A 23627-nucleotide genomic window follows, 5' to 3' on the forward strand; every position below is an offset into this window, starting at 1 on the left:
ACGTCTTAATGCTGATGTTGATGAAGTAGAGACAGTGGAGAAAATAAGCAAATAGATAAAGCCATAAATCCTAATCCTTGAGCACCAGGTAAAAGAATTTCTCCATCCTTTGCATGCATGAAAATTAAGGCAAGTAGCAGAGCCATAGGAATCCAAGTAAATAATCGGTACATCAACCCTGTTGGATGGTGTGAAGCGAAATGAATTTTACAGTAACGGCAAATAAGAAAAACGATACCTGTGCCCATAAACATTAAGAGGGCATCGAAGTTAAGCGGTTGCATCCAATATAACGTAGCGGTAGCACTCGCAATCAAAATAAAAAATAAAGCTTTGTGTTGTATTGAAACTTTAGGATCAAACCAAAACTCGAGCATAGTAATCTGAATCAAAGTAAATAAGTCAAAACTCTAGCACAAAAAAAGGTGAACAAGATGTTCACCTTTGAAGACATCATTTACTTATTTGCCATTATTTTGTAGAGGACCCCAGTCATATACTTTCTTTTGGTAGGCATACCAAAGCATCCATAGCCCGATGAGAATCATTGGAACTGTAAGGAATTGTCCTTTGCTCATCCATCCGATAAATAATTGTCCATTATCTGGCTCACGGAAGAATTCAACTGTGAAGCGAGCGATGCCATATCCAATTAAGAAGAGGGCAGAAACAGCCATGCGTGGACGAGGTTTAGAACTAAACCACCACAGAACAATAAAAAGAATCAAACCCTCACAGAGTGCTTGGTAAAGTTGGGATGGATGTCGTACGAGTTGTAAAGGATCTGTAGGGAAAATCATACCCAATGCGAAATTTGGATCTGTGACTTGTCGGCCATAAAGTTCGCCGCCAATAAAGTTGCCAATACGACCAAACATCAGACCTGTTGGAACACATGGGGCAATAAAATCCAGTGTTTGGAACCAAGTCATTTTGTATTTTTTACACCACAATAACATGGCAAACATGACACCTAAGAAGCCGCCATGGAAGCTCATGCCACCTGTCCAAACTTGGAATAACCATATCGGATTTGCAAGGAATTGATCAAAACCATAAAAGAACACATAGCCTACTCGACCACCAATCACGACACCTAATGCACCGTAAAAGATGAGATCAGAGACCATGTCTGGTGTCCATCCTCGTTGCTTAGCACGGAATGTTGCCAAGCCCCACGCAAATAAAAATGCGAGTAGATACATGAGTCCATACCAGTGAACTTGTAATGGACCCACAGATATTGCCACTGGGTCAATAGAAGGATAGGTCAGCATTGCTTTTCCTTTATATTATGTTTTGTGTCGATTCTAACGGAAAGACTGAAAAAATGTTGTACATTCAATGTGTAAAGTTCTAAGGATGCAACGATGTGTATTGTAGCAATCGCATGGCAAGTGTTGGATGAAACACCATTATGCTTAATTTCAAATCGGGATGAGTTTTATCACCGACCTGCTTCACAAATTCATAAGTGGGAAAATAGCCCAATTATTGCAGGTCAAGATTTACAATCTGGTGGGACATGGATGGGGATTACTGCTGCAGGGCGTTGGGCACTTGTGACAAATTACCGTGATGCAAATGATAAGAAGGAATATCCAACTTCAAGAGGACATATCATTCAGCAATATCTGGAATCCGATTTAGCACCGATCCGATTTGCCCAAGAATTAGAAAAAAAGCAATGTGATTACGCTGGATTTAACCTGTTTATTGGAACCTCTGATCAAGCGGTTTATATGAGTAATCGTGGTGAATCTCCACAAGTGCTTGCCAAAGGTGTATATGTGGTTTCCAATGGTGTATTAAGTGATCCATGGGAAAAAACCAAACATTTGCGTAAACGCTTTACACAAGAGTTCTTACCATTATTGCAATTAAATCCCAATGCTCAAAAAGCGTATGATTTAGAGCACGCCGTTTGGGATATCTTACAAGATGAAAGAAAAATTGATTTAGACTTATTACCTCAAACGGGCATATCAGTGGAAATGGAGCAGCTGTTATCTTCTACTTTTATACAAAGCCCGATATATGGAACACGATGCTCAAACTACCTGTTGTTGAAAAGAAACCAATGGACTTGGCTTGAAAAAACGCAGCAAGGTGAACATCAGAATCACATAGTCAAAATTGATCTGAATCTCTCAAAAAAAATGCCGACATCGTAGTCGGCATTTTCTATTTCAATGTTTGAATTAAGCAGCAGGAGTGTTTTCTTTCTTTTCTAGACTTTCCCCAACAATCTCGCCACCATCTTTACGTGTAATCACGACCGTCGCAGAGCGAGGACGTGTACCTTTACCACCGCTGATAGTGTTGCTGTGATTTGCAGGCCAAGTGCCACCTGGATGCTGAACATTCACAAAAATAGCTTTATAGTCTGGTGTCATCGTTACACCTGTAATTTCACAGCCTGAAGGGCCTGTTAAAAAACGACGTAACTTTGAATCATCAAGCTGTGCGCCAGCAGGAGTAAGTTGAGTGGCATTATTTGAACCAGCATTTGCAGAAGTCACTTTACCATCACTTACTTGACCTGGAAGTGCAGCGAGCATCATGCAATTCGTTTCATCTGTATAAGCGCCATCATCAGTCTGTACCCACAAGACACCACGTGGATCAAACCATAGGCCATCTGGACTTGAGAAATCATTTGCTGATGTGAGTCCAGATAGGTTTACACCCGGAAGTGAATCTTCTTCTGCGCCAAATAAGAAGATATCCCATACAAATGTTTTTGCTGTAACAGTATCACCAGTTTCACGGAAACGGATAATATGTCCGTTGATATTCCCGCGAGGACTACCACCTTTATCATTATCAGCATAATTACGAGGGTTGGCAGCATCAATTGTATGCTCACTTCCACGTAATGAGTTATTGGTTAAGGTGACATAAACCTCACCATTCTCTGGGTTTACTGCAACCCATTCTGGACGATCCATTTTGGTTGCACCAACTGCATCACCTGCTAAACGGGCATTTACCAATACATCAGCTTGATCTGTAAATTTGTATTTTGAATAACTAGCAATTAGTGGATTGGAGATATTGAGTTCAATCCACTCACCAGACGTCTTTTGAGTTGCTTCATTAAAGTTAAATTTAGCAACATAGAATTTACCGTTATTCATATATTTATCGCCAGCAGCATAACCACCGTTGATATCTTTAGGGTCCCAAACCGCATCTGAAACAAATTTATAGATATATTCGCCTTGAGAGTCATCCCCCATATAGAAGGCTAGTGGTTGCCCAGGAATGGCACGACTGACACGACAATCTTCATGTGCAAAACGTCCAAGAGCTGTACGTTTTACTGGGCGTTGACGACCATCAAATGGGTCAATTTCAACAATCCAACCAAATGTATTTGGTGAGTTTCTAAAATCTTGAGTTGCAGAAGATGCAGAGACTTTAGTTAACCAGCGCTCATAAACATCTTGAGGGAACAGTTGTGCTTGAACTGTGTGCCACTTATAAGAACTATTTGAAGCAATTTTATAGCGTTTTAACGACTCCAAATCCTTTTCAGAACGATCTTTATCATCGCGAGTAAAGTATTGGTTAAAGTTTTCTTCAGTGGTTAAGTATGTGCCCCAAGGCGTATAACCGTTACCACAGTTATTGATCGTACCTAATGTAAATGTGCCTTCTGGGCTGATCTTGGTTTGTACCAATTCATGCCCTTTTACAGGACCAGCGAAATCGATCGGTGTTGCAGCTGTAATTCGACGGTTGAATACAGAGCGTTTGTTTAGAGTGACTTGTTGAGTTGTAGGATTTTTTTGTACTTCAATCACTGAAACGCCGTGACAGTTGATTTCACGTAATGCTTCATCTTCAGAACGAATATCCGCTGAAATGGTATTATTCGCTGGATGCAAAATCGCTTTGTTATCTACATATTCGTGGTTGAGTACCAGTAAACCTACATTTGACTCATTTTGATCATAACGACTATTTTTCATGCCGAAATATGTCATACCGTCATGACATTCGCCTGAGCGCATGGTAAATGAAGCACCACTCGGAATATTATCTGCATCCCATTCAGGCATACCTTCAAAAAGCGGGTCTCCTAGTGCATAAATAACACGTGCTTCATATCCTTCAGGCACTGTGAATTCATTTTTAATATTTTTATCAACCGCTTTAAATGTTAGTTCAGTTGGCGTTTTTGATTTGTCGAATTCAGGTAGAGAAGGATTTGAGTTGTTATTGTCATTGTCGTCACTGTTACAGCCTGCTACTGAAGCCGCTACTGTCAATGCTACTGCACCACCAGCAGTCTTCTTAATGAGATCTCTACGCGTAATTTGCTTTTCAAGTAAATGGTGAAATTCTGGATTCCCCGAATCATTGCTATCGTAATCATCGTTAAAAGGTGTTAAATCAGTCATGTTCGTTCCTAGCATCTTGCTTGGTAGTTTTTAGCGTCACAAACAACTTAATGCGGAATCATGACAATCAAGTGATAGATTTATGTCAGTTGAATTAAGCTTTTATTTAAAGAGTATGAAAAAGGCGAGTCTTCAGACTCGCCTATGTGTAAAAGGGTCAAGATATCAAAGTACTGACTTTGCTCTTCTGTTTTCGAGTAATTTTCCAAACAAAAGTCCCAATTCAAATAACATCCACATTGGTATCGCTAACATAATCATCGAGAGTGCATCAGGTGGCGTCACAAACATAGAAACGAAGAAACAACCTACAATAATAAAACGTCTTTTTTCAACCAATTGTTCTGTGGTAACGACCCCAATCATAATGAGTAATAAAGTCACAATTGGAATTTCAAAAGTTAAACCAAAAACCAAGAATAATTTTAAACAGAAACTCAGATAGCTATTAATGTCAGTCATGGGTGCAACCGTTTCAGGTGCAACGCTAATGAAAAAATGTAAAATCGAAGGGAGGGCTATAAAGTAAGCAAAAGCAACACCTGCATAAAATAATGTAATACTTCCGATGAGTAATGGTAGAGCTAAAGCTTTCTCATTTTTATAAAGCGCCGGTCTGACAAAAGCCCATATTTGATAAATGATAAATGGCATGGCGATCATTAGAGCAACGAAGAAGTTTAACTTAAATGGTGCCATAAATGTCGCGGTGACATCAGTTGCAATCATTGATGAATTTATTGGGAGTTGAGCTCTAAGAGGCTCAGACATCATTTGATAGCTTTGATTTGCAAATGGTAATAAACAAAAGAATAAAACGAGAATGACCCCAACTATTCTAAATAAATATTTTCTTAAAATAATAAGATGCTTGGTTATTGGCATTTCTTCAAGCTGAGGATTTTCCTCATTTGAAGAGATGATATTTGGGAGAGTATTGTGACTCATACTGCCTCCGCTAAGACTACATAGGGTTTATTGTGTTGCGCCGAATTTTGAATATGAATAAAACTTTGCTTAGGTGTAGCGTGTCCTCTAAAAGGAACTGTTGTACTTTGCTGAACGTTTAAATACACATAAACAGGGCTTGTTTCAGAGCGAACCTGTTGATGGATAGGTGGATTTAAATATTCATCGCTTAATACTGTGTGTTTTTCAATTTCCTGCATTTGCGCTTTCATTTTTTCTTCTAATTCTTGAATGCGCTTCATTTCAGTCTGCATTTGTTCTTTAAGTTCAGACATTCTTAGTTCACGATCAATATCATTTTGTACATTGCTGATCATACGTTTAATTTTGCCATACCATTTACCAGCAAATCGCGCACCCTCAGGAAGCTTTTCAGGTCCAAGAACAAGCAATGCAATGATGCCAAACATTAATAGTTCAGCCATACCAATATTCAGCATTACTGTTACCTACCTTTAATGTTTCGCTGTTGAATTCAAATCATGAGATGTTTGATGTTCAATCGTGCGTGGTTCTTTTAATTGAGCAGATGTGCTCTGGTCTTCGTCATCCTTAATTGATTTTTTAAAATCTTTAACCGCACCACCAACATCTTTACCCAAATTTTTTAGCTTAGACGTACCGAACAAAAGTAAAACGACAATTGCGAAAATAAGTACGTGCCAAATTGATAATCCAGCCATGATATATTCCTTATTGAAAATGATCTTGAATGATTTCAACAGTTCTTTATGACAGCAAGTTGACGGAATTATTTCAGTTTGAAGTCATGGATTTTTTATGTGTGCAAGAGACTTACTCTGAAGTGAAATAGATGTTGTGCTAAGATGAGAAAAAATCTATTTCATATTTAATATGGTTCTTCTACTCCCACTAGTCTCCTTTCTTATCGGCTATTTTGGCGTAGAATATTTACAAAAAATTCGTCCCTTTATGGCGATGTTGTTGGCGAAAGTGCTGATTCCTCTCATCATTATTTACAATATGGTGTTTTACCAAGAGGGCAGTATATGGTTGATGTTATTTAGTTTTATCGCTTCATTTTTGCTGTATTTATTTGTTTATTACCGTACAAAAGACAAATTAGTCTCCTTATGTTCCAGTTACCTCAACATGGCTTGGCTTGGCTTTCCATTTGCATTCGCTATTTTTGGTGCGCAAGCATCTAGTCCTATGGTTGCACTTTATGTCGGGGGCTCTATTTTTGGTAATATTTGTGCAGTGACCGTATTAAGTGCTGAAAAGCAGTCTGCGATGGAGATTTTGAGAAAATTGACTTTCTCTCCACCGATTTTAGCTTTATTAGTTGCTGGTTTTCTTTCGTTATGGAATGTTAGTCATTTTCAGCAGAATGCAATGATTCAATCATTGTATATATTGGATAAGTGGTTAATGACCTTTACAGGGATGTGTATCCTTGGGATGTGGTTATCTCAAGTAAAAATTCACTTGTCCGATTTAATTGAAAGTTTAAAACTTGCTTTGATTAAATTTCTATTTGGTTTAGTGTGCTGTGCGGTAGCCTATTTTCTTCTACCGATTCCTCACGAACTGGTTGTTATTGCACTGATGTCTATGTTTTTTTTATTACCACCCGCAGCGAATATTGTTGCTTTAGAAACACATTATTCAGGAACAGGTGTTTCAGCCCAATATATCGCAGCGGGTACCATCGTAAGTTGCATGACAATTGGTTTATTTGCCATGGTTTATCATGGACTGATCGTTTAGTTCGTTTCGAGGCTTGCTTTGAATAACTGCATGGCTTGACCACGATGACTGATCTTATTTTTTTCTTCTTTAGTCATTTCAGCGCTACTAATATTGAGTTCAGGTAGCCAAAACAGTGGGTCGTAGCCAAAACCATTTTTGCCACGTGCTACTTCCAAAATTTCACCTTTCCAGATTCCTTGGAAAATCTGAGGTAAAGGATCTTCGGCGTGTTGAACTAAGGCGAGTACACACACAAACATCCCTTCAATCACGTCACCATTGTTACGTAATGGTGCTAAATCTGCCAGTAATTTAGCATTATTGGCAGCATCATCGCCATGCTCACCAGCATAACGTGCAGAGTAAATACCAGGAGCACCACCAAGTGCAGGGACGCAAATACCTGAGTCATCTGCTATAGCTGGTTTACCCGAAATCTTAGAAGCATGTCGTGCTTTGATAATGGCATTTTCTACAAAACTTAACCCATCTTCCACCGCATCCTCAATGTTCAGTTTTCCTTGAGGCACAACGTTAACAGGGAGTTTTAATTCTTCAAATAACTTTTCGAACTCAGCTATTTTCCCTTTATTGTTGCTCGCTAAAACCAAAGTACCTTGATCTAACCAATCTTTAGACGCCATGTTGAATCGCTTTCAGTTTCAAATTTGAAGCTATTCTAACGGATATTTGCGATGATACAGATGAACTCATCTCTAAAATAACCAATCATTAATCATGAGAGATTTAAATACCATTCATATTCGTCAAGCAGAGATCGCGGATGTTGAAAATATTGCGTCCTGTATTGCTTTAGCTTTGAATCACTTTGATGAAATGCCAAAAAGTAAGTCCCTATTTTCAAAAGAAGCTCTTGTATCGCACATCAATCATCAAGAGATAAAATACTTTGTTGCAGAATTAAAGCAGTCGCTTGTTGGGATGATTGCTTACAAACAACCCACTCATATTTTTCATTTTTTTGTTCATCCAAATCTGCGATTTCAAGGCGTTGGAACTCATTTATTTAATTATGTGTTAGATCAATTAACTCAAACGGATATCCAGTAGATAACAGTCAATGCGCATATGGGGGCTGTTCATTTTTATAAAAAATTAGGTTTTACTTCACAGAATGAAGTGGACATATTCGAAGATATGAAATTCATAAGAATGAAGAAGATGATCGAATAAAAAAAGCACCGATAGGTGCTTTCTTCAAACTTATAAGCGTAATTAACGGCTTTGAATCCATTGATCAGCACGGTCACGTGCAGTACGAATTTGTTCTGGTGTCAGGTTGGCAGCCAAAGCCGTCTTTTTCGTCTCAGACATATTGATCACTTTATTATCTAACATGCCATCACGTGTAGAAAGCTCATACCATTGGTAAGCACCCATATAGTTTTTCTTTTGCTCTTCCATAACGGCTAAATTGAAGCTTGCACGATTGTCACCATGACTTGCTGCTTTTTCGAAGTATTGGCGAGCTAAGGTTTCATTTTTAGTAACACCAATACCATCAGCATACATACGACCCACATTCAGCTGAGCAGATGAAATACCTTGATCGGCTGCTGCCTTATACCAAACGAAAGCTTGTTTTAGGTCTTTAGCAACATCTTTACCATGTTGATAATGTGTTGCCAGATAAAACTGGGCAGCCGGTTGACCTGCTCGAGCAGCTTTTTGCAGCTCAGATACAGGCATACGTGAATACTGTGCAGCCAGTGCAGAAGTTGATGGTTGTTGAGGTACATAATCTGCATGAACTTGGAAACTCAACAACCCTAGAAATAATGAAGTACCTAAGAATAACTTTTTCATAGAGCGCTCACTCGATAAATCGCGACCTCGCCAAACAAGTTCGGGATATGCTTGCTGAGCAAACTCCCTTGTTGATTCCCATTCACGGCTAAACGGTCAATAATTTTAATTTGATTCTCAGCACAAAGTGCTTCGAAATCCTTAAACGTGCACAGATGGATATTTGGAGTGTTATACCACATATAGGGTAAGGCATCCGAAACAGGCATTTTCCCTTTTAAAGCAAGGAAAGAGCGTGTTTTCCAGTGTGCAAAGTTAGGAAAAGTAATAATTGCTTGTTTCCCAACACGCACCATATCGCGCAAAAGCACATCAGGTGCATCTACAGCTTGCAAAGCTTGTGCCATGACAACATAGTCAAATGACTGGTCTGCAAAGCGTCCCAAACCGAGGTTCAAGTCTTGTTGGATGATATTTAACCCTCGACTGACTGCAATTGCAATCTTTTCTTGATCGATTTCTAATCCGTATGCACGAATGTTGTGCTTTTTGCTCATATGAGCCAGTAATTCACCATCGCCACAACCAAGATCTAAAACGCTTGAATCAGGTTTAATCCATTTTTCTGCAAGCTTCTGATCGATACGCATTACACGGTCTCCTTAGGGGTTGAAGCAAGATGGTCTACACCACCTAAGAAAGCCCTTAAAGTTTTGACATATAAAGGGATAGGGAACAAGAACGAGTCATGACCTTGTTCTGCATCAATATCAACATAGCTCACAGGCTTATGATTGGTAATCAATGCATCCACAATCTCAACAGATCGGGAAGGAGAGAATCTCCAATCCGTAGTAAATGAAATCACAAGGAATTTACATTTTGTATTCGACATTGCTTTAACTAAAGATTGTTCATACTCACGAGAAGGATCGAAGTAATCCAAAGCTTTAGTCATGATCAAGTAGGTATTCGCATCAAAGTTACGACTAAATTGTTCACCTTGATAACGAAGATAACTTTCAACTTGGAATTCAACATCGAAACCATACATGAATTTGCCAGATTTTAAATCACGACCAAATTTTTGTTTCATGGCTTCTTCAGAAAGGTAAGTAATGTGACCTACCATCCGCGCTAGAATAAGACCACGTTTAGGATAGCTATCTTTTTCTAAATAGCGACCATGATGAAAATCAGGATCGGACAAAATGGATTGGCGCGCGACCTCATTAAATGCGATATTTTGCGCTGAAAGTTTAGGCGCACTGGCAATAATGACACAGTTATTTAATCGGTCAGGATAATCTACAGACCACTGAAGTGCCTGCATGCCTCCCAAAGAGCCACCAATAATAGAGTGCCAAACAGTGATACCAAGACGATCAGACAGCATTGCTTGAGTTTTAACCCAATCGCGCACGGTCACTAATGGAAAATCTGGACCATAAGGACGATTTTCATTTTCAGGATTTGGGGAGGTTGGTCCTGTTGATCCGTTACAACCACCAATATTGTTTAATGCCACCACAAAAAATGTATTGGTATCAATTGCTTTGCCTGGCCCAATACAAGCATCCCACCAACCTGCTTTTTTATCATCTTCATGGTGATAACCAGCAGCATGATGATGACCAGAAAGCGCATGGCAGATCAAAATTGCATTAGATTTATCTGCATTGAGTGTGCCATAAGTTTCGACCATCAATTCGAAACGTGGTAAAACGCGGCCACATTCTAATGCGAGTGGTTCTTCAAATTGGAACTTTTGTGGAACAACAATGCCCACTGAGTCAGCTGGAAAAGACACAGGATAAATTCGCCTAAAATCTTAAGTATGAATAAATAAAAGGATACCACTTGAGGGTATCCTTCTAAAGTCATTTTCGTGCTAAATATTATTGCTAATATTTATACTGCCGCAGCGATCACTTGATCTGTGCTCAAAACACCTTGATCAATTAAACGATTTGTACATGCAATAATTCCTTCAATAGATGAAGTCACGATGTTGTCATGTACACCAGCACCGAATGCTGATTTACCTGTACCTTTGACTTGAAGTTCAATTAGTGCCAACGCTTTAGCATTTGCACCAGAACCAATGCTACGTTCTTCATAGTTCACAACATCGATTGGCAACTGTAAAGCATCTAAAATTGCAGAGATTGGTCCGTTGCCTTCACCACGTAGATGTTGAACTTGACCACCGACTTCAATATCTAATTCAATGACTTGATTGCCATTTTCATCAGATAATCGATAGTTTTTCGCGACATAATGTTTATCTTTCTGATTTACATATGTACTTTGGAATAAACTCCAAATTTGCTCAGCAGAAACTTCTACGCCTTCTTCGTCAGCTACCTGTTGCACGACTTGCGAGAACTCAATTTGTAAGCGACGTGGTAATACGACGTTGTAGTTCGACTCTAACAAGTATGCGATACCACCTTTACCTGATTGTGAATTGACACGAATGACTGCGTCATAATCACGTCCCAAATCTTTAGGATCAATTGGTAAGTAAGGCATGTCCCAAATTTCTTCGTTTTTCTGGAACTCAAAGCCTTTTTTAATCGCATCTTGGTGTGAGCCAGAAAATGCAGTAAATACTAAATCACCCGCATATGGATGACGTGGATGAACGGGTATACCTGTACATTCTTCAATAGTAGAAATGATTTCATTAATATTTGAAAAATCTAGATTTGGAGCGACACCTTGGGTATACATATTTAATGCAATCGCTGCAACGTCAACGTTACCTGTACGTTCACCATTACCAAATACACAACCTTCCACACGATCAGCACCAGCCATGATCGCTAACTCGGATGCTGCAATACCGCATCCACGGTCATTGTGACAGTGTACAGAAATAATGACACCATCGCGGCGTTGTAAGTTGCGATGCATCCATTCAACTTGGTCAGCGTAAACATGAGGCCCAGAAACTTCAACAGTCGCGGGTAGATTCAAGATAACTTTATTATCTGGGCGAGCATCCCAAATTTCAGTGACTGCATCACAGACATCTTTTGCAACTTCTAATTCAGTTGCGGTAAAGCATTCAGGAGAGTATTGGAACACCCATTCAGTTTCAGGGTATTGCGCTGCATATTCTTTCACTTTTTGAGCCGCATTCACCGCTAAGGCTTTTGCACCCGCTACATCAACATTCAATACTTTTTGGCGGAATGTTGGTGAGTTTGAATTATAGATATGCACAATTGCACGTTTTGCACCTTGTAATGATTCAAATGTACGTTGAATCAAGTGATCACGAGCTTGAACTAATACTTCGATATAGACATCATCTGGAATATGATTTTCTTCGATTAATTTACGGGTAAAGTCAAAATCAATCTGTGAGGCAGATGGAAAGCCAATTTCAATATGTTTGAAACCAATTTTCACCAACATTTGGAACATCTTGAATTTTTGTTCGATGTTCATTGGTTCGAAAATAGCTTGGTTACCATCACGAAGGTCGGTGCTCATCCAGATAGGCGCTTTATTAATTTCGTTATTTGGCCATTGACGGTCAGGTAAGTCTACACGTTGGTACATGCGACGGTATTTTTTGCTTGGATCAGCCAACATCATGAGATAACTCCTTTCATAGCACAACATGCTTGGGTCTTGTGTAAAGGCACTGCGCTATTTATATCGATTGTGTCTATTCTATCAATTTACAAGTGGCTTACTGCATCATTTTGCTGAATTCTCTAAAAATCTTTTGAATATATAGAGCTTAGCTATACCGTCACAGTGCTTGTAAATTCTTTCTTTTATTATAGTGCGATCTTCAAGAGAATTATTCCCTGATTTAGATCAAAGTATGATGAATGTGAAATTTTTTTTCACAATATATTTTTTTTTAATAAAATTTTTCATTATAAAAATTAACAATGAAAAATAAATTAGAGTTCTGCCCATTTTCGAATTAAATTGTGATAGAGGCTCGTGAGTTTGATGACTTGCTCATGTTGATCTCCTAATGCCATACGAAGTTGCTGAATAGATTGATCTAAAGTAAATAACATATGTCGATTTGAATCATCTCGAATCATACTTTGTACCCAAAAAAATGATGCCAAGCGACAACCCGATTGGATAGAAGTGACCTCATGTAAGCTAGTAGATGGATAAAGTATCAAATCTCCTGCAGGGAGTTTGACTTCGTGATATCCATAAGTATCTTCAATGACTAATTCACCGCCGTCATATTCGTGCGGATCACTCAAGAATAAGGTACAAGATAAATCTGTTCTCAAGCGTTCTTGTGAGCCTTGAACTCTGCGAATCGAATTGTCGACATGAAAACCGAATGATTGATGCTGTTCATAGCGATTAAACAGAGGGGGAATGATATCTAGTGGAATTGCTGCTGATAAGAATAAAGGATGTTGACCTAGGGATTCTAAAATAATATCACCTAGATGTTTGGTCAGGGGATGATCATTGGAAAGTTGATGATTATGTTTCACTGTTGCAGAGAGTGTTCCAGCTGTTACCTTTCCATTGACCCAATCTACTTTAGACATTTCTTCACGAAAATATCGAACTTGTTCGGGGCTTAGAATATTTGGAATATGATGAATCACTACGATCACTCACTGCTTTAGGTGATGAAAAGCATAGCTTGTATAGAGCTATGCTGAAATGAAATTAAAACTTGAAATTTAAAGACAATACAGCATTTCGACCTTCAGCTTCAGTTGCATAATGCGAAGCATAAGCTTTCGTGAAATAACGTGTATCTGAGAGATTATTGACGTTCAATTGAAGATCAATATCTGAATTTACTTGATAGCGAGCCATGGCGTCATAACGAACATAGCCTGGTACAAATTTGGTATTAGCTATATCACCATAGACTTTGTCCATCGCAAATGTACCAGCACCAATGGTGAAATCAGGTGTTAAGGCATAGGTTGTCCAAAGTGTTGCGCTGTTTTTTGGTACGTTTGGTATTTGATTGCCGTTATACACAGTTTGGTCTGTACATGTTGTACCACGACAGCTCACACCATTTTTAGTTGATTCACTATCTAAATAGGTGTATCCAAGGCTAATATCCCAACGATCAGTAAGGCGTCCATTTAAGCCAAATTCAAAACCATCTACTTTATTTTCACCAATATTTGCATAGGTGGTTGGGTCTAATTGAATACGAGCATTTTGTTTTTCTGTACGAAAAATTGCAGCAGTTAAGTTGAGGCGGTCTTTGAACAGATCCCATTTTGTACCTAATTCAAATGTACGACTTTCTTCAGGATCTAGATTACTATAGTTCGCACCAATACCTTCGGAGCCATCACCTGCATCAACACCCACAGGGTTTGCTGATGTTGCAAAGCTTGCGTAAATTGAACCATTTTCTTGTGGTTTAAATGTTAGACCTGCTTGATACGAGAAGAAGTCGGTATTACTTTTCGTTTTAACTTTGTCGCCTGCATTTACTGTAGGCTTTTCAGCAGTGACTGCGCTATTTAATGCGCCATAAGTCATGGTTTGTTCTGTATCAAACTGATCCCAACGAATACCTAAATCTAATAACCATTGAGGGTTGAACTCAATGCTGTCTAAGAAAAAGATCGAGGTTGATTCTGTTTTGGTATTGTATTGATCTGCACCATTTGTGTTCAACGAACCTGTCCATTCACCACGGTCAGGATTTTTCACAGATGTACACCAACCTGATGGTGCAGATGTGGGGCATTTTTCATAAGCATTACCTGTCGCATTTAAGCCATTAATAATGTACTGAGTACGTTCATTTTCCTGATCAGAATATTCTGCACCTAAGTTAATGCTGTGTTGCAAAGCCCCTGTCTTGAATTTACCTCTAAGTGATAATTGATCAGTGAATGTATCTGTATCAGCGATTCGAGAGTTGGCACGCGCAAAGACACTATTATTTAGGTAAATATTACCTTTTGAATCGTCAGGGTTTGTCCACAAATAATTATTTTTAGACTTTGAGTAGCTCGCAATATTTGAAATTGTGAAGTGATCAGTTAAATCGTGTTCTAACTTAATTGTACCAATCTGATTTTCTTGTTTTTGGAAATCACGATCCGCCCATCCATAGTAAATCCCTTGTTTTACATCTATAGGTTTACCATTTCCATTCAGGCTCGCATTTGCATTATTTGAGGCAAATGGGTTGTTATAAGGCACACCTGAATCTGGCGTGTCATCAGATTTTAAGAAGTAATAACCTAAAGTTGCTCGAGTAGGCGTGTCTAGTCCAAAGCTAATACTTGGCGCAATACCAGCTCGTTTATATTCAGCGCCGTTATGTTGTCCCGCTTTTTCATTCTGGTGACCCATTGCCACGACACGAGTCGCAATACCATTCTCAAAATCTTTATTTGCATCTAATGTGATACGTGCATAAGCATCAGTACCGCCAGCAACAGAGCCTTGGAAAGCATTTCCAGATTTGGCTAATTTGGAAATTAGGTTAATACTACCACCCGTAGAACCTCCACCACCTAAAGTAGAGGCGGAGCCTTTGGTGACTTCAACCTGTTCAACAGCAAACATTTCACGGTTTTGAGAAGTGGAGTTTCTTACACCGTCAACGTACATTGAACTTTCAGAGTTATAACCACGGATAAATGGACGGTCACCATTTGGGTTGCCACCTTCACCCGCACCAAGCGTAATTCCTGGAACAGTTCTTAGAGCATCAGAAAGCGTAGTCACTTGAGTATCTTGTATCTGTTTTTGAGAAATAACAGAGATTGATTTTGGGGTATCGAGTAAGGGAGCAACGTATTTAGCGTTTGAGGATTTGTCGACTTTAAATGACTGCTCTGATTGAGCCTCGGATTTAATTGTTTCTAAATGCACTGTATCTTCTTGTGCAAAAGTTTGACCTGAAATAACAGCCAATGACGTTGCTATTGCAGATGAAACGATTTTTTTACGTGTCGTGATAAAGGCCATGTTTAACCTGATATGAATTTGTTTTCAGGTTGAGAATAATAATGATTCTTTTTTAGCTTTAACGGGTCTTAAAATTGATATTTGCGATTTAAGTTAAACTAAATAACGGAAGCTTAAATGTAATAATGTAATATTTTATGTATAAGTAAATGAATTTAAATAATATTGGAAAAATTAAAGTTTCTACATTTTTGTATGGCTATTTTTAATAGGGAATTTTATTTTAATAAAATAAAAAACCCTGCTAGCGCAGGGTCTTTAAAAAAATTTTGCTTAGAACTTAAAAGTTGTACTTAATTGTACACGACGACCTTCTTGAGTGTTGGTATAACGGTTGTAGTACTGATCATCTAAAGTGACATATTGAAGATCAACAAAATCTTTATCAAAAATGTTGTAGATAGCAACGCCGACATCTATATTATCATTCACAGTATAGTTTGTACCAAGGTGCCATTGGGTGTAACCTTTGAAATCACCTAACGCATTTTTAACATTGCCTTCTTCACGTAATTGGCTACTACGATATTCACCACGCAACCATAAGCTCATGTTATCAGCAGGCACATAGTTAACTAAAAGGTTTGCCACATGTTCTGCATTATCTATGTCATCGGTTGTATTACCCAAAGCATCGGTAAGTTCACCTTTAGTCCATGTATAGTTCGCCGATAACTTCCACTGGTCATTTAACTGATAACCTGCACCTACTTCAATACCATGAGATTCTGCTTCATCCGCATTATAAGGGCGAGCAAGGGTTAAGTTACGATTTGATGCGGTATTCCAATCTATGCCCCATTCTGCAAACTTGGCATTACATGCATCTACTGCACCAGAACAATCGAATTCAATTGGACGACCGTTATAACTCACCCCAGGCACATAAGTACCTTTCGCAACTAAATCAGCAATATCTTTATCCTGAATATGTACTAAAGAGTAACCAGCACCAACTGTTGTGATTTTATCTTTAGTCTTGTTTTGGAAGAATGTTAAGTTGGCATTAAAGCCAGCTTGGTTATCGAAATAAACACCAAGTTCGTAGTTTTCACTTGTTTCAGGCTCTAAGTTAGCGCTACCTAATACCGGTGCACGACCTTGGCTCGCAACGTTTGATAGACCTTGAGTTAATTGCTCTAAACGTGGCACTTTATAGCCTTCAGAATATCCACCTTTTGCAGTCCATTGTTCATTCACATTCCATACGACATATGCACGTGGTGTGAAGAAATCACCAAAGCTGCTGTGGTCGTCAAAACGCCCCCCTAAAGTTAAGTTTAAGTTTGGTAAGATGCTCCAAGTATCTTCAATAAATAAGCCATATTGGTCAAAAGACAGTTCAGGGTTGGCACGGCGGATGCCATCCTTAACGCTTGATTCCCACCACTGAGCACCAACGGTTAAGCTATGATTTTCAAATTTTTGGGTGCTAAATTTAGTATCGAAATAGGTGTCTTCACTTGTTAGTTTGCGATCATTGAAATTATTTTTTTCAGCAGCACTTAACATGCCTGCAGGGATTAGACGACCAATAGTTTCAGTTTCAACATGTGAAATGCTGCTCTCAAACTTACCAAAGTCGGCATCCCATTCATGTGAGATATATCCTTTAGTACGTTCATATTCTTGGCTTGGGCCATAACCCTGTGTTGCTGATGGGGCTAATGGTTTACCAGAGTTATCAAGGTAAGTACCTAATTGACCGCGGCTGTTATCGAACCATTGTTGTGTATTTTCAACATCTAATGCAATTGTATGGTCAGCATGTGGTGTTAAAGTAATACGTGCACCTAAAGTTTCAATGTCAGACTTAGTCGGGCTATTACCTTGTGTTAAAGCACCATTTGGATCACTCAGATAAGATTGTTGACGCTCGGCTTTACGGCCACGTAATTGCACGCCAACTAAATCTTTAATTATAGGGCCAGAAGCAAACACTTCAGCTGAATATTGATTCCCAAAGTCAGAACTATTCGGGAGAATGGTACCATTAAGTGTTAATGATCCTGTCCATACATCTGAGACTTTTTTGGTGATAATATTAATTACCCCACCCATAGCATCTGAACCATAAAGGGTTGACATTGGACCACGAATAACTTCTATTCGTTCAATTGCAGAAATTGGTGGAATAAAATTATTATTTGATTCGCCGAAGCCATTAGGGGTGATGCTACCTACAGAGTTTTGCCGTTTTCCATCAATTAACACTAAGGTGTATTCTGCTGGCATACCACGCATACGGATATTAAGTGTACCTGTTTTACCAGCTGCTGGACTAATATCAACACCTTCAACTCCTTTAAGTGCATCAGCAAGAGAGGTTACACGTTTGGTTTTGAAATCTTCGCTTGTTAAAACTGTAATTGATGCAGGAGCATCTTTGATTTTCTGTTCGTAACCAGCTGCAGAAACTACAATTGTAGAAAGTTGATGAGCACTATTTTCATTTGTGGTATTTGCAAATGTTACACCGCTAGACAAAGCGAATAATGCAACTGTAAGAGGTTGAAGCTTAAACTTACTCATATTATGTTCTTCCGCTGGTATGAGTGATGCTTGAGGGCATGATCAAATTTGATGCAAATATTAATGATAAACTTTATCATTTGCAATAAAAAACAAACAATAATTAAGAAAAATGAATTGAATATGGTCAAACCTTGTGAGCAAAAAAAATATTCTCAGCTTTATAAAAAAGATGGTTTGAAAAAGGTATTTTGTATATCTTTGATTGTTGTCATATAATGTGGCACTTTAAAAATTGCAATTACTATTTCTATATCGAGGAAGCCATGCAAGTAACTTCTGAAGCGGTTTCGGGCGTAGCCCGTCGTTTAAATGTATCTGTACCGACGAGCCGTGTTAATGAGCAATTCGAAGCTCGTTTAAAACGTACTGCTAAAACAGTTAAGATCAACGGCTTCCGTCCAGGTAAAGTGCCTTTAAATGTTGTTCGTCGTGAATACGGCGCGAGCATTTACCAAGAAGTGGTAAATGATGTTATTCGTGACACAGTATTCGAAGCAATTCAACAAGAGAAAATCAATGCTGTAGGCATGCCTAACATTGAAAAAGTTGAAAACAAAGAAGATGCTTTAGTTTATGAAGCAACTGTTGAAGTTTACCCAGAAGTTTCAGTTAAGTTTGACGGTTTAGAAGTTGAACGTAAATCTACTGAAGTAAATGATAAAGATGTAGATCAAATGATCGAAAATCTTCAAAAGCAACGCGCGACTTGGACTGAAACAAAAGGCATGGCTAAAAAAGACATGCAAGTTACTTTTGATTTCGAAGGTTCTATTGACGGCGAAAAATTTGAAGGTGGTTCTGCTGAAGACTTCAAACTTGTATTAGGTTCTGGTCGTATGATCCCTGGCTTCGAAGACGGTATCGTTGGTATGAAGAAAGGCGAAGAGAAAGTAATTGATGTAACTTTCCCTGAAGATTACCAAGCAGAAAACCTTGCAGGTAAATCAGCTCAATTCAAAATCACAGTCAAGCTTGTTGAAAAACAAAAGCTTCCTGACGTAGATGCTGAATTCCTAAAAATCTTTGGTTTAACTGAAGAAGAAGGTGTTGAGAAGTTAAAAGCTGACGTTCGCAAAAATATGGAACGTGAAGTGAAAAACGGTCTTCGCAATCAAGTGAAAGGTGCAACTTTTGATGCGCTTGTAGCTGCAAATGAAATCGAAGTACCTGCGTCTATGTTGTCTCAAGAAATTGACCGTCAACGTCAACAAATGATCCAACAGTTTACTCAACAGTTTGGTGCTCAAGGCGCTAAAGCATTTGATTCAAGCATGCTTCCAGATGAATTATTCAAAGAGCAAGCTGAAAAATCAGTAAAATTAGGTGTTTTGGTGAGCAGTATTCTTGCTGAAGCAAAAATCGAAGTTGATCAAGCACGTGTAGAAGCTTATATCGAAGATATGGCGACTTCTTATGAAGATCCTACAGAAGTTATTGAATACTTCAAAAATGAAAAGCAACAACGTGCACAAATCGAAGCTGTTGTTTTAGAAGACCAAGTTGTAGATCACATCTTAGCGTCTGCTAAAGTAACTGATAAAGCTGTTAGCTATGAAGAATTGTTGAAAGAACAACAAGCTCGTCAACAAGGCTAATCGGTTATCCGAAGGAAGAGGCGCTTAACGCGCCTTTTTTCTTGTAAAAAATATGGATCAACTTGTCCTGTATTCACAAAGCCTAATTAAAAAATATCTGATATTTAATGGTGAATATTTTGCATTTTCGACAATTATCCCTCATATTGTGAAAATGTATTGAGTGACAAAAAATTCAGGAATAAATAACGTATGTATGTTCCAACAATTGATAATGCTTTGGTTCCAGTTGTCGTAGAGCAATCATCTCGTGGTGAGCGTTCTTTTGATATTTTCTCGCGTCTTTTGCGCGAACGTGTAATTTTCTTAACGGGTGAAGTTGAAGACAATATGGCGAACTTAATCGTTGCGCAAATGTTGTTCTTAGAAGCTGAGAACCCAGAAAAAGATATTCATTTGTACATTAACTCACCTGGTGGTTCAGTGACTGCGGGTATGGCCATTTACGATACGATGCAATTCATCAAACCAGATGTCGTGACATATTGTATGGGCCAAGCAGCCTCAATGGGCGCTTTTTTATTGAATGCTGGTGCTAAGGGTAAACGTTACTGCTTAGAAAACGCTCGTGTTATGATTCACCAACCATTGGGTGGTTTCCGTGGTCAAGCTTCAGATATTGAAATTCATGCACGTGAAATTCTATTTATTAAAGAGCGTTTGAACCGTCTAATGGCTGAACACAGTGGCCAAGATTATGAAACTGTTGCACGTGATACAGACCGTGATAACTTTATGACCGCTCAAGCTGCAAAAGAATATGGTTTGGTCGATGAAGTTTTAACGAAACGTCCGCAACTTTAAGCTGTAAAGCATAGAAATTTATTTGGAGTGAAGATGTCTGAAAATCCTCAAGGACAAAAGCATTGTTCATTTTGCGGTAAAACGCAGTCTGAAGTGGGTAAACTCATTGCAGGCGAGGACGCTTACATTTGTAATGAATGTGTAGATGTATGCTTAGATTTAGTTCAGACGAGCCAGCAAGTCGAAACTGGTGAATGGGCAACTCGTCCATTACCTAAGCCGCATGAAATTCGTGCAGCTTTAGATCAATATGTGATTGGTCAAGACACTGCGAAAAAAACGCTCTCTGTTGCGGTATATAACCACTATAAACGTCTTAAAGTGACTCAATCAACTGCAAAGTCAGAAGATCGTGTAGAACTTGCTAAAAGCAATATCTTACTCATAGGACCAACAGGTTCGGGTAAGACTTTGTTGGCGCAAACTTTAGCGCGCTTATTAGATGTGCCATTTGCGATGGCTGATGCAACGACATTAACTGAAGCTGGTTATGTTGGTGAAGATGTTGAGAATATCGTTCAAAAATTGCTACAAAAAGCAGATTACGATGTTGAGAAAGCACAGAAGGGTATCATTTATATCGACGAGATCGATAAGATTACCCGTAAGTCTGAAAATCCTTCAATAACACGTGATGTTTCAGGTGAAGGTGTTCAACAAGCGCTTTTAAAAATGATCGAAGGCACGGTAGCTTCAATTCCACCTCAAGGTGGTCGTAAGCATCCACAGCAAGAGTTCATTCAAATTGATACGTCTAATATCCTGTTCATCTGCGGTGGTGCATTCTCTGGTTTGGAGCGTGTCGTGCAACAGCGTCAAGAAAAAGGTGGAATTGGTTTCACTGCTGACGTGAAGACTAAAGATGACTCTAAGAAGTTATCTGAATTATTTAGTCAGGTAGAAGCTGCCGATCTTGTGAAATTTGGTTTAATCCCTGAATTCATTGGTCGTCTGCCAGTGATTGCAACGCTCGAAGAATTGGACGAAGAAGCATTAATGCAAATTTTGACTGAACCAAAAAATGCATTAACGCGTCAGTATCAATACTTGTTCGAAATGGAAGATGTTGATCTATTATTTGAAGATTCAGCATTGCGAGCTGTTGCGAAAAAAGCACTTGAGCGTAATACAGGTGCACGTGGTTTACGTTCAATTCTTGAAAACGTCTTACTCGATACGATGTACGATTTACCAAGTCGCTCTGATATTGGTACTGTTGTGATCAATGAAGCTGTGATCAATGAAAATGCTGAACCAGAATATCGAACTGAGCGCCAACCTAAACAAGAACAACAAGTTGAAGAAAAGGTCGATTTAAAGATTTTAGATACTAAATCTGCTTAATTGATTGTAATTCATCTGAAACGCGTAAAAAGTCCCACTTTTTGCGCGTTTTTTGTTTTTAATCTCGGATTGAGATGATAATCTAACGATAACAAAAATATGACATAGAATAAAAAGTATTCGTGATGAGGGATAATCATGCGATCAACCGTAGCAGTGTGTGCTTTGAGTCTGTTTCTTGTGGCATGTCAGACACATAAAGGGCTTAACGAAAATAATCAAACTCATGTGGTTTCAACGTTAAAACCGGTAGATTTTAGTGAGAAAAAAACTTTTGTATCTCAGAAGCTAGCTCAATATAAAGTTGCAGGATTTGATCTGGGCTCATGGGTAAATCAAAAACCAGGACAGTTTTTCAGCCGTGTAAAACCTCAACATCAGCAAGCCGCAGTGTTGTATCTGTACCGTCCTGATAGTAAGTGGAATCGTCAGGAAATTATTGCACCGAGTTTTTTTCTAAATGGTAAGCGCATTCCGAGTTTAATCAGCAATCATTATTATTGGATAGAGCTGGCTGAAGGGGATTATCAACTTAGTATCAGTCGACCTTTAACTGTGATGCATTTTCAAAAACCTTTGGTTGCAAGTTTTAGTGTTAAAGCGGGGCAGCAGTATTTCTTAAAATATGAAGAAGAACAGTTTCGAGGTGGACCAAATGGTAGTGAAGATCTCCTCAGAGTTGGACCATTGATGCAAATGCCAACAAAACAGGCATTAAGAGAAATTGGCATGACTCAGTTGAAAACGCCTGGGCTTAACTATGTTGCCGTTATTCAACCGAACGGAACATTGCAAAAATCAAAAGAAAAAATTAAAAATAAAGAATATAAAGCCAGTGATGATGTGCGCTTAACAGAACCTTTTAAGATATATGATCCACGCACATGGTAACTCTGATTCAGCAGAATGGTTTTTAGCTTATTTCGAGTCAGTATGAATACTTTGTTTTTGTAGTTGTTCTAATTTCTTTTGGACTTCAGCAAAATTCTTTTCTGTAGATTGTAAAGAGCCTGCAAGTTGTTGATTCAGGATTTTCATGGATTCTTGAGCAACAAGTGGACCTTTATTTAAAATGGATTGACCTGTTGGAGAGGAATAAAAGTCGATCTGGGCTTGAACTTCTTGGGCATCATAGACATCTTTATAAATTTTGAGATAGATCGGTTTAAGTTTTTCCCAAGAAGTTTGCTTAATATTTTCTTGGTGAATTTTATCAGCCAGCTCATTGGCAATAACTTGTTGTTGTGGTGTTAATTTTTCGGCCTTAACAATATTTTTAACAATGCTATAGGCCTGTTGATCAATTTGAGGTCGGATTTGTTTAAGTGTACTTTGTAAGAGCTGATCTAAATTCAATACTTGTATGAGTTTTTCGATTTGTTGATCAGTCGCTTGAGCTGCCATAACCGCAGGTGAGCAGACCATGCATCCGCTCAAAAATAATGTTCTTAAAATTTTCATGAGTATTCTCGGTATAAAAAAGCACCCTAATGATAGAGTGCTTTTTGAACTTGAGACAAGTCGAATA

21 protein-coding genes and 1 pseudogene are annotated in these 23627 nt (G+C 38.6%); 7 read left to right on the plus strand and 15 right to left on the minus strand.

Annotated elements, in window-relative coordinates:
• Positions 1 to 5 precede the first annotated feature (5 nt).
• Positions 6 to 377 (minus strand): hypothetical protein, encoded by a 372-nt coding sequence (locus AC1M9H_RS08925; protein ID WP_481613223.1) that lies wholly within the window; start codon positions 375 to 377, stop codon positions 6 to 8.
• Positions 378 to 461: 84 nt separating this feature from the next.
• The gene (gene lgt / locus AC1M9H_RS08930) at positions 462 to 1277 is read right to left on the minus strand and encodes a prolipoprotein diacylglyceryl transferase (RefSeq protein WP_481590373.1); all 816 of its coding nucleotides are present in this window, start codon (positions 1275 to 1277) and stop codon (positions 462 to 464) included.
• 93 nt (positions 1278 to 1370) lie between these two features.
• Between lgt and AC1M9H_RS08935 the strand changes: the two genes are divergently transcribed.
• Positions 1371 to 2174: an NRDE family protein gene (locus AC1M9H_RS08935; protein WP_481613224.1), complete on the plus strand. Its 804-nt coding sequence runs from the start codon at positions 1371 to 1373 to the stop codon at positions 2172 to 2174.
• Between the two features lie 27 nt (positions 2175 to 2201).
• Here AC1M9H_RS08935 and AC1M9H_RS08940 read toward each other — a convergent pair whose 3' ends face one another.
• From AC1M9H_RS08940 to tatA, 4 genes are all read right to left on the minus strand, one after another.
• A complete protein-coding gene (locus tag AC1M9H_RS08940; RefSeq protein ID WP_035266728.1) occupies positions 2202 to 4409 on the minus strand; it encodes a PhoX family protein in 2208 nt (735 codons plus the stop codon).
• 165 nt (positions 4410 to 4574) lie between these two features.
• A complete protein-coding gene (gene tatC / locus AC1M9H_RS08945; protein ID WP_481591565.1) occupies positions 4575 to 5357 on the minus strand; it encodes a twin-arginine translocase subunit TatC in 783 nt (260 codons plus the stop codon).
• Positions 5354 to 5818, minus strand: a complete 465-nt coding sequence (gene tatB, locus AC1M9H_RS08950) for a Sec-independent protein translocase protein TatB (RefSeq protein ID WP_481613225.1) — start codon at positions 5816 to 5818, stop codon at positions 5354 to 5356. The genes tatC and tatB overlap by 4 nt, the downstream gene beginning before the upstream one ends.
• A 15-nt stretch (positions 5819 to 5833) precedes the next feature.
• Positions 5834 to 6061: a Sec-independent protein translocase subunit TatA gene (tatA, locus tag AC1M9H_RS08955; protein ID WP_035266725.1), complete on the minus strand. Its 228-nt coding sequence runs from the start codon at positions 6059 to 6061 to the stop codon at positions 5834 to 5836.
• A gap of 172 nt (positions 6062 to 6233) precedes the next feature.
• On the opposite strand from tatA, the gene AC1M9H_RS08960 reads away from it, so the two are divergent.
• Entirely contained in the window at positions 6234 to 7109 is an 876-nt protein-coding gene (locus AC1M9H_RS08960; protein WP_092766755.1) for an AEC family transporter, read from the plus strand.
• Here AC1M9H_RS08960 and rdgB read toward each other — a convergent pair.
• On the minus strand, positions 7106 to 7735 hold the full coding sequence (gene rdgB / locus AC1M9H_RS08965) for an RdgB/HAM1 family non-canonical purine NTP pyrophosphatase (RefSeq protein ID WP_481609990.1): 630 nt from the start codon (positions 7733 to 7735) through the stop codon (positions 7106 to 7108). The two genes, AC1M9H_RS08960 and rdgB, sit on opposite strands and share 4 nt — an antisense overlap.
• Positions 7736 to 7928: 193 nt before the next feature.
• Here rdgB and AC1M9H_RS08970 point away from each other — a divergent pair.
• A pseudogene (locus tag AC1M9H_RS08970) lies at positions 7929 to 8285 on the plus strand (GNAT family N-acetyltransferase).
• 42 nt (positions 8286 to 8327) lie between these two features.
• On the opposite strand, the gene AC1M9H_RS08975 reads toward AC1M9H_RS08970, so the two are convergent.
• From AC1M9H_RS08975 to AC1M9H_RS09005, 7 genes are all read right to left on the minus strand, one after another.
• Complete coding sequence (locus tag AC1M9H_RS08975) at positions 8328 to 8918, minus strand: tetratricopeptide repeat protein (protein ID WP_481597594.1); 591 nt, start codon at positions 8916 to 8918, stop codon at positions 8328 to 8330.
• Positions 8915 to 9508, minus strand: coding sequence for a methionine biosynthesis protein MetW (metW, locus tag AC1M9H_RS08980; RefSeq protein ID WP_035265257.1), 594 nt, complete (start codon positions 9506 to 9508; stop codon positions 8915 to 8917). The genes AC1M9H_RS08975 and metW overlap by 4 nt, the downstream gene beginning before the upstream one ends.
• Positions 9508 to 10668 (minus strand): homoserine O-succinyltransferase MetX, encoded by a 1161-nt coding sequence (gene metX / locus AC1M9H_RS08985; protein WP_035265259.1) that lies wholly within the window; start codon positions 10666 to 10668, stop codon positions 9508 to 9510. Before metX ends, metW begins: the two co-directional genes overlap by 1 nt.
• 101 nt (positions 10669 to 10769) lie before the next feature.
• Entirely contained in the window at positions 10770 to 12467 is a 1698-nt protein-coding gene (leuA, locus tag AC1M9H_RS08990) for a 2-isopropylmalate synthase (RefSeq protein ID WP_035265262.1), read from the minus strand.
• 317 nt (positions 12468 to 12784) lie between these two features.
• A complete protein-coding gene (locus AC1M9H_RS08995; RefSeq protein WP_092766780.1) occupies positions 12785 to 13468 on the minus strand; it encodes a Fe2+-dependent dioxygenase in 684 nt (227 codons plus the stop codon).
• 64 nt (positions 13469 to 13532) lie between these two features.
• Positions 13533 to 15821, minus strand: a complete 2289-nt coding sequence (locus tag AC1M9H_RS09000; protein ID WP_481613226.1) for a TonB-dependent receptor — start codon at positions 15819 to 15821, stop codon at positions 13533 to 13535.
• 273 nt (positions 15822 to 16094) lie between these two features.
• Positions 16095 to 18353: a TonB-dependent receptor domain-containing protein gene (locus tag AC1M9H_RS09005; RefSeq protein WP_481613227.1), complete on the minus strand. Its 2259-nt coding sequence runs from the start codon at positions 18351 to 18353 to the stop codon at positions 16095 to 16097.
• 266 nt (positions 18354 to 18619) lie between these two features.
• Here AC1M9H_RS09005 and tig point away from each other — a divergent pair, with 266 nt between their 5' ends.
• The 4 genes from tig (at position 18620) to AC1M9H_RS09025 (ending at position 22990) form a co-directional block, all read left to right on the plus strand.
• Positions 18620 to 19951, plus strand: a complete 1332-nt coding sequence (gene tig, locus AC1M9H_RS09010) for a trigger factor (protein WP_481613228.1) — start codon at positions 18620 to 18622, stop codon at positions 19949 to 19951.
• A gap of 192 nt (positions 19952 to 20143) precedes the next feature.
• A complete protein-coding gene (clpP, locus tag AC1M9H_RS09015) occupies positions 20144 to 20755 on the plus strand; it encodes an ATP-dependent Clp endopeptidase proteolytic subunit ClpP (protein WP_035265270.1) in 612 nt (203 codons plus the stop codon).
• A 33-nt stretch (positions 20756 to 20788) separates the two neighbouring features.
• Entirely contained in the window at positions 20789 to 22099 is a 1311-nt protein-coding gene (gene clpX / locus AC1M9H_RS09020) for an ATP-dependent protease ATP-binding subunit ClpX (RefSeq protein WP_035265272.1), read from the plus strand.
• A 138-nt stretch (positions 22100 to 22237) separates the two neighbouring features.
• The gene (locus AC1M9H_RS09025; protein ID WP_035265274.1) at positions 22238 to 22990 is read left to right on the plus strand and encodes a DUF2846 domain-containing protein; all 753 of its coding nucleotides are present in this window, start codon (positions 22238 to 22240) and stop codon (positions 22988 to 22990) included.
• Between the two features lie 27 nt (positions 22991 to 23017).
• On the opposite strand, the gene AC1M9H_RS09030 is transcribed toward AC1M9H_RS09025, so the two are convergent.
• Entirely contained in the window at positions 23018 to 23560 is a 543-nt protein-coding gene (locus tag AC1M9H_RS09030) for a DUF2059 domain-containing protein (RefSeq protein WP_481613229.1), read from the minus strand.
• Between the last annotated feature and the right edge of the window lie 67 nt (positions 23561 to 23627).

This window comes from Acinetobacter sp. ANC_7512 (assembly GCF_056779935.1).

Coding starts and splice junctions, on each gene's coding strand:
- AC1M9H_RS08925 (WP_481613223.1), bottom strand. CDS start 377: ATGCTCGAGTTTTGGTTTGATCCTAAAGTTTCAATACAACACAAAGCT.
- lgt (WP_481590373.1), bottom strand. CDS start 1,277: ATGCTGACCTATCCTTCTATTGACCCAGTGGCAATATCTGTGGGTCCA.
- AC1M9H_RS08935 (WP_481613224.1), top strand. CDS start 1,371: ATGTGTATTGTAGCAATCGCATGGCAAGTGTTGGATGAAACACCATTA.
- AC1M9H_RS08940 (WP_035266728.1), bottom strand. CDS start 4,409: ATGACTGATTTAACACCTTTTAACGATGATTACGATAGCAATGATTCG.
- tatC (WP_481591565.1), bottom strand. CDS start 5,357: ATGAGTCACAATACTCTCCCAAATATCATCTCTTCAAATGAGGAAAAT.
- tatB (WP_481613225.1), bottom strand. CDS start 5,818: ATGCTGAATATTGGTATGGCTGAACTATTAATGTTTGGCATCATTGCA.
- tatA (WP_035266725.1), bottom strand. CDS start 6,061: ATGGCTGGATTATCAATTTGGCACGTACTTATTTTCGCAATTGTCGTT.
- AC1M9H_RS08960 (WP_092766755.1), top strand. CDS start 6,234: ATGGTTCTTCTACTCCCACTAGTCTCCTTTCTTATCGGCTATTTTGGC.
- rdgB (WP_481609990.1), bottom strand. CDS start 7,735: ATGGCGTCTAAAGATTGGTTAGATCAAGGTACTTTGGTTTTAGCGAGC.
- AC1M9H_RS08975 (WP_481597594.1), bottom strand. CDS start 8,918: ATGAAAAAGTTATTCTTAGGTACTTCATTATTTCTAGGGTTGTTGAGT.
- metW (WP_035265257.1), bottom strand. CDS start 9,508: ATGCGTATCGATCAGAAGCTTGCAGAAAAATGGATTAAACCTGATTCA.
- leuA (WP_035265262.1), bottom strand. CDS start 12,467: ATGATGTTGGCTGATCCAAGCAAAAAATACCGTCGCATGTACCAACGT.
- AC1M9H_RS09000 (WP_481613226.1), bottom strand. CDS start 15,821: ATGGCCTTTATCACGACACGTAAAAAAATCGTTTCATCTGCAATAGCA.
- AC1M9H_RS09005 (WP_481613227.1), bottom strand. CDS start 18,353: ATGAGTAAGTTTAAGCTTCAACCTCTTACAGTTGCATTATTCGCTTTG.
- tig (WP_481613228.1), top strand. CDS start 18,620: ATGCAAGTAACTTCTGAAGCGGTTTCGGGCGTAGCCCGTCGTTTAAAT.
- clpP (WP_035265270.1), top strand. CDS start 20,144: ATGTATGTTCCAACAATTGATAATGCTTTGGTTCCAGTTGTCGTAGAG.
- clpX (WP_035265272.1), top strand. CDS start 20,789: ATGTCTGAAAATCCTCAAGGACAAAAGCATTGTTCATTTTGCGGTAAA.
- AC1M9H_RS09025 (WP_035265274.1), top strand. CDS start 22,238: ATGCGATCAACCGTAGCAGTGTGTGCTTTGAGTCTGTTTCTTGTGGCA.
- AC1M9H_RS09030 (WP_481613229.1), bottom strand. CDS start 23,560: ATGAAAATTTTAAGAACATTATTTTTGAGCGGATGCATGGTCTGCTCA.